General features: G+C 40.2%; 5 protein-coding genes and 2 pseudogenes. 3 read left to right on the forward strand and 4 right to left on the reverse strand.

Features of this window, described 5'->3' with window-relative positions:
- A pseudogene (locus PG840_RS16175) lies at window positions 1-245 on the reverse strand (hypothetical protein); the annotation flags it as partial.
- A 62-nt stretch (window positions 246-307) separates the two neighbouring features.
- Between PG840_RS16175 and PG840_RS16180 the strand changes: the two are divergent.
- A complete protein-coding gene (locus PG840_RS16180; RefSeq protein WP_175305063.1) occupies window positions 308-610 on the forward strand; it encodes a hypothetical protein in 303 nt (100 codons plus the stop codon).
- A 98-nt stretch (window positions 611-708) separates the two neighbouring features.
- Here PG840_RS16180 and PG840_RS16185 read toward each other — a convergent pair whose 3' ends face one another.
- Both PG840_RS16185 and PG840_RS16190 read right to left on the reverse strand, forming a co-directional pair.
- The gene (locus tag PG840_RS16185) at window positions 709-1,113 is read right to left on the reverse strand and encodes a hypothetical protein (RefSeq protein ID WP_270613880.1); all 405 of its coding nucleotides are present in this window, start codon (window positions 1,111-1,113) and stop codon (window positions 709-711) included.
- Between the two features lie 134 nt (window positions 1,114-1,247).
- Window positions 1,248-2,237, reverse strand: coding sequence for a tyrosine-type recombinase/integrase (locus PG840_RS16190; RefSeq protein ID WP_118199360.1), 990 nt, complete (start codon window positions 2,235-2,237; stop codon window positions 1,248-1,250).
- Between the two features lie 79 nt (window positions 2,238-2,316).
- Here PG840_RS16190 and PG840_RS16195 point away from each other — a divergent pair, with 79 nt between their 5' ends.
- Entirely contained in the window at window positions 2,317-2,691 is a 375-nt protein-coding gene (locus PG840_RS16195; RefSeq protein WP_270613881.1) for a hypothetical protein, read from the forward strand.
- 2 nt (window positions 2,692-2,693) lie between these two features.
- Here the strand turns inward: PG840_RS16195 and PG840_RS16200 are convergent, their stop codons facing one another.
- Window positions 2,694-3,290, reverse strand: a complete 597-nt coding sequence (locus PG840_RS16200; RefSeq protein ID WP_270613882.1) for a hypothetical protein — start codon at window positions 3,288-3,290, stop codon at window positions 2,694-2,696.
- 232 nt (window positions 3,291-3,522) lie between these two features.
- Here PG840_RS16200 and PG840_RS16205 point away from each other — a divergent pair.
- A pseudogene (locus PG840_RS16205) lies at window positions 3,523-5,202 on the forward strand (SrtB-anchored collagen-binding adhesin); the annotation flags it as partial.

Here is a 5,202-nt window from a genome sequence, read left to right on the forward strand (position 1 = left end):
ATCAGCACACCAAGGATGCCGGCTGTGTACTTCACGATTGCATCAAGCTTCGTGTAATTTTCATACACAACGGTATCTGCATCCCGTTCACTTACGGACATTCTCTTAGTTGTTGTCTGATCAGAGAACAATGTTTTCAGCTGTTCTTCTTCCGCCGAAATCGTCTTGATCAGAAGTGCACCATCAGTCTGCTCAGTGACCTGCTGGATCTGCAGTTCCTGACCATCATTGAATGTGATTTTCATTGTTCTGTTTGCCCCTTTCTTCTTTTTAGAGGGATTCTGAACTAAATAGCAAAATAACAGCAATGAATAATATAATCAAAAATGTTGAAATCACAAAAACAAATTTGAAGGTTGCTGCTAATTCTGATTTTCGATGGGCCTGGGACTTGCCGACAATACCTGGCTATTATCCGTTAGAGGTTTTAGCATGGAATTTTCATGGCGATTACGATCTTTGGTTAAATGTATCTACGGCTGCAAGATATTCTACAAGTAATCAGTTTGGGATTGAAGGACACAACTTCGGAAACGGAACCGCAACGGTTACATTGTTCGTTCATATTTTGTATGTTAAAAATGGATTTTGTTCATATGTAAAGGCATAATTATTTCCATTTTCCAAAATAAGATGTACATTATACCTCCCTGCTTTAGGTGCATAAGCAGGGAATTTACAGTACGAATATTCAGTGTTTTTATAACTTTATTTTCCCATACGAATAATATTTAGCCTACATCCACCAGAAACCTGTATAACGCTTCCGGAGTTTTGCAGAGCAGTAAACCGTATTTTATCTCCAGCGTTGATTTCATTTAGAAACATAAAATCGGCACCATTATAAGGTCCTATGAGCTTAGACTGTCTTGACTGCTCCACATTGTTTCTTTCCAATTTTGCGTATAGACTCAATTGTTTTGCAACTCCTTGTTGGAAGTTCATATACGCATGAATTAGATATATACCATCTTGCGGAACTGTAAAAGTATGCTTGTAATTCGTAGCATCATAATTATGCACAAGTCCTATATTGTCAAAAATCTTTTTACTGAAATCAGTTCCTTGAAATTCCGAGTTGCTTGGTGCGATATTGTATGCATCATTATTCATGTACACAGCCGTTTTTACTAAATTGCTACTTAGTTCAGAATCCCTCCTTTGACTGGTTGATAAAGTTACATATATAAAAGCGCATAACAAAAACACCCGACCAATGCCGAGTGTAAATAAATAAGTTTATTTACTTATGCGCTTAAATATTTAAAGTGATGATACCGTACACCTTCCTGATTCACCGTACAGTATCGCATGGTTGTCTCTGACTTTGCGTGTCCCGCAAATATCATAGCCTCCTGCAGAGGCATTCCGCGGTTCAGTGCATTTGTCAGAGCCGTCCTCCGGAATCGATGCGGATGTGCATTTTCTACGCCCGCCTTCTCTCCGATCCGCCGGATGATATCCTCAATTCCTGTTTTCGTCAGCCGGCTATTCGGTTTCTTGCTTCCGACAAATAGCGCCGGATCATTGTCTTTTCTGCTTTCCAGATATTCTTTCAGGTACATGTTGGTTCGTTCATTGATGTACACCGTCCTTTCTTTCGCTCCTTTTCCATATACAATCAGCTCTTTATTCGCATACCGGATATCTTCCCTGTTAATTTCTGAAAGCTCCGATACTCTGACTGCTGTGCTATATAGGAATTCTAGTAACGCTTTATCCCGAAGACTGCTGCATTTACGCAGCATCCGCTCCCGTTCTTCATCAGTATATGGTTTCCGGATCTTCTTTTCTACTTTTATAGATTCCACCAGCACCATCGGATTTCTCCGAATCCGGTCACGATCTCGCAGCCATCCGAAGAAGCTACTATACACTGCCCGGACATTCTTTAGTGTCTGGTTTGCTACCTTGCGGATCATTTTATAAGCCCGCATGAATCCAGAAATATCTCCAGAATCTATGTTCTTCACTGGCTTATTGATATAGGTCAGTAACCGAACCAGTTCATACCGATATTGCTTCACTGTCTTTGATGCTTTTCCTTCCAGTGCTTTACTCATCAGAAACTCTTCCAGATCCACTTCCCAGCTCCTGTCTACAACCTGCAGGTCCGTTTCCTGGATTACTCTGCATCCGGTAAATGTCATCTGCAGCACTTCTTTCAGCTCACGTAATTGCATTTCATCTAAAACCGGTTGCATTCTTCGCAATACATCCATTATTTTCGCTTCCATACATTGCTCCTTTTTTTGCTTTCAGTATATCAACTGGCGTACTGAATTAAGTAGCAATTTATTAAATGTAAAAGCAGATTTGATAAAAGCAAATAATAATATTGCAATCATAAACAGTAATCTGATTTCAATCGTAGAACGCGGAACCAAAAATAACTACAATTACACAAAATATTCCAACGGCGACATGGTTATGTGGAGTAAATATACTTGGAATACCAATCTTGCAACCAGTTGGTATAACTGGTATTTTGCTTCTAGTGCTGCAGTTGGTTTTCCAGTAGCATTCAAGGAAGCTCCTTTAATTATAGTATCTCCGGCAAAGACTAACGAACTGTATGGTCTTGGAGTTACCGAAGTGACTACAACCGGGTACAAGCTTACAGCATACAGTCCAAAGCAAGGAATGTGTTATGTACAAGCTGATATGCTTATAATCGGAAAATGGAAATAATTCTAATATGTTCCGATTGCAATATAGTCCATATAAAAAGCTTTATTTGTATATGCTGCAAAATATCCTAATCGAAGTTGGGAGATTCCATTCAAGGTTGTGGTTTTTCCAAGAATCATAACCCAATCGTCACTATTTTGAGTTATTGTACAACCTCTTAAAGATTTAAACGGTTTTGGAAATGTTGATTGTTCTATTTTGGTACTTACACCCGTATACCCAGTGCCATTTTTTTGCAATGAGGCATATACGTGAATTGTTCCGGCACATATTTGAATCCTATTTTTAGGGAATCGTATACAAATGCTTTTTGTGGATGAATCTATATAAGTTTCATATAAATTGCTACTTAATTCAGCAATAGATCCCTGCACACTAAACAACTTCTTAACTTCCGTAATATTAAGTCCATTGAGAATGACCTGGTAAAGTGGCATGTCTGCTACAAGATCTCCTGACTGTATATCTCCTGTTGTATAACCTGGTACAGTCGGACTGTTTTCGCTTGGTGTTCCCTGGATTACTTTCAAGGTAAGTGATTCTTCATTTGTACTTGGATCTCTACTGTATCTGGCAACGATAAGGTCTACTCTTTTCATTCCTTGTGATCCGTTTGTAATTGCGAGAGAATCGTATGTGTTCTTTTTAATCGATGCAGCACATGGGGGTTGTAGATAACGCAAGTGATGAAAACAACGAAAATACAAGGAGAAAGGCAACTGTTGTACCTATTAAAATAGAATATGTGTGAGAGGACAAGCCTTTTAATAATGTAGACGTTCAGAAATGAGCGTCTATTTTTATACCCAAAATGAAAGGAGCATTAGATTTATGAAAAAGATGTTAAAACGATTGTGTACGGGCTTCTTAGCTCTTGCAACTGTCGTTACTGCTTTACCGACTACACCCGTTCATGCAGAAAGCAAGCAATACTGGACGGAAAGTGCAGAGCGTGTCGGTATCATTGAAAAAGTAATGAATGACAGTTCTATCGGTTCGACATTCAATGAGGGCTATATGAAAGTCGAGGGCGAAACTGCTTATTGTATTGACATCAATACAGATTTTAAGAACGGCTACAAGACCAGAGCTGACGCAAGCTCACGCATGAGTGCCGACCAGATTTCAGATGTGGCGTTATCCTTAGAGTATGTCAAACAGTATGGCGAAGCTCACAAGGAACTGAACTACAAGCAAGTCTATCTGTTGGAACAATGTGTGGTCTGGCAGAGATTGAGCGTACATCTTGGCTGGCAATGCGACAACGTGCGAGCTTCTTATGATGAAGTTCCAAAGGCTACGCAGGACGAAGTTTTCTCTGGTGCAAAAGCCTTAGTTAGAGAAAACAAAGGGCGCTATGAATGTGGCGGTTATATCTACTCTGGCGAGGGGCAGGAATTGGGGCAATTCTGGGCGAAATTAAATGTCGGAAATGCGAAACTGCAAAAGACTTCCAGTAATACCAGTATTACAGACGGTAACGGGAATTACTCTGTCGCTGGTGCGACCTATGGTGTCTTTTCTGATAAGGACTGCACGAAACAGCTTGCTACCCTTACGACTGATGAAAACGGAAATACAGATGTTGTAGAGGTAAAGGCTGGCACAGTTTATATCAAGGAACTTTCTGCACCAGCAGGATATAAAGTAGATAAAACTGTATATTCCTTAAAGGTTGAAGCTGGAAAGACAGCGACATTGAAAGTATCTGATACGCCAAAACTAACGGACACTTTGATTGAGCTTTTCAAGATTGATATGGAAACACAGAAAGACAATCCGCAAGGGAGCGCTTCTTTAGCAGGTGCGGAATTTACATGGAAGTATTATGCAGGCTTCTACAATAAAGACAATCTCCCTGCCGAAGCTACAAGAACATGGGTTACAAAGACAATCGCCGAAACAGACAGCGACGGTACAATCCATTATGTTACAAAATTAGCGGACACATACAAAGTATCTGGCGACAGTTTCTATATGCAGGACGGCAAGGCAGTTCTTCCACTTGGGACACTAACCGTTGAGGAAACAAAAGCTCCAAACGGCTACTTGTTAGAGGGTGCATATATGCAGGCTGGCGATAAGTCCGAACAGATTAAGGGCTTATATGTAACACAGATTACCGAGGACGGCGACCTTGCCGTATTATCTGGAAGTAACCAGTTTTCCGTATCAGACAAGGTTATCCGTGGCGGTGTCAAAATTCAGAAACGAGATTTAGAAACGGGCGATACGAAGCCACAAGGAAGTGCCACTTTGAAAGATACTGCCTTTGACATCATTTCCTTAAATGATAATGCAGTATTGGTTGAGGGCGAGTTATATAAGAAAAATGAAGTGATAAAAACAATCCATACAGACCTTGAGGGTGTCGCTTCTACTTCTTCTGACCTTTTACCTTATGGAAACTTCCGTATCGTTGAAAGTGAAGCTCCCGACGGTTACTTAACTGACGGTGTAAAACCGATTGATTTTACAATCACAGAAAATGGAAAAATCGTGGACTTAACC

The organism is Coprococcus sp. AM97-35, from assembly GCF_027697525.1.
In the GTDB taxonomy this organism is placed as follows: domain Bacteria; phylum Bacillota; class Clostridia; order Lachnospirales; family Lachnospiraceae; genus Allocoprococcus; species Allocoprococcus comes.

What these genes read in the sequence shown, in the direction of transcription:
- PG840_RS16180 (WP_175305063.1), top strand. Translation starts at nt 308, where the DNA reads ATGAATAATATAATCAAAAATGTTGAAATCACAAAAACAAATTTGAAG.
- PG840_RS16185 (WP_270613880.1), bottom strand. Translation starts at nt 1,113, where the DNA reads ATGAATAATGATGCATACAATATCGCACCAAGCAACTCGGAATTTCAA.
- PG840_RS16190 (WP_118199360.1), bottom strand. Translation starts at nt 2,237, where the DNA reads ATGGAAGCGAAAATAATGGATGTATTGCGAAGAATGCAACCGGTTTTA.
- PG840_RS16200 (WP_270613882.1), bottom strand. Translation starts at nt 3,290, where the DNA reads ATGAAAAGAGTAGACCTTATCGTTGCCAGATACAGTAGAGATCCAAGT.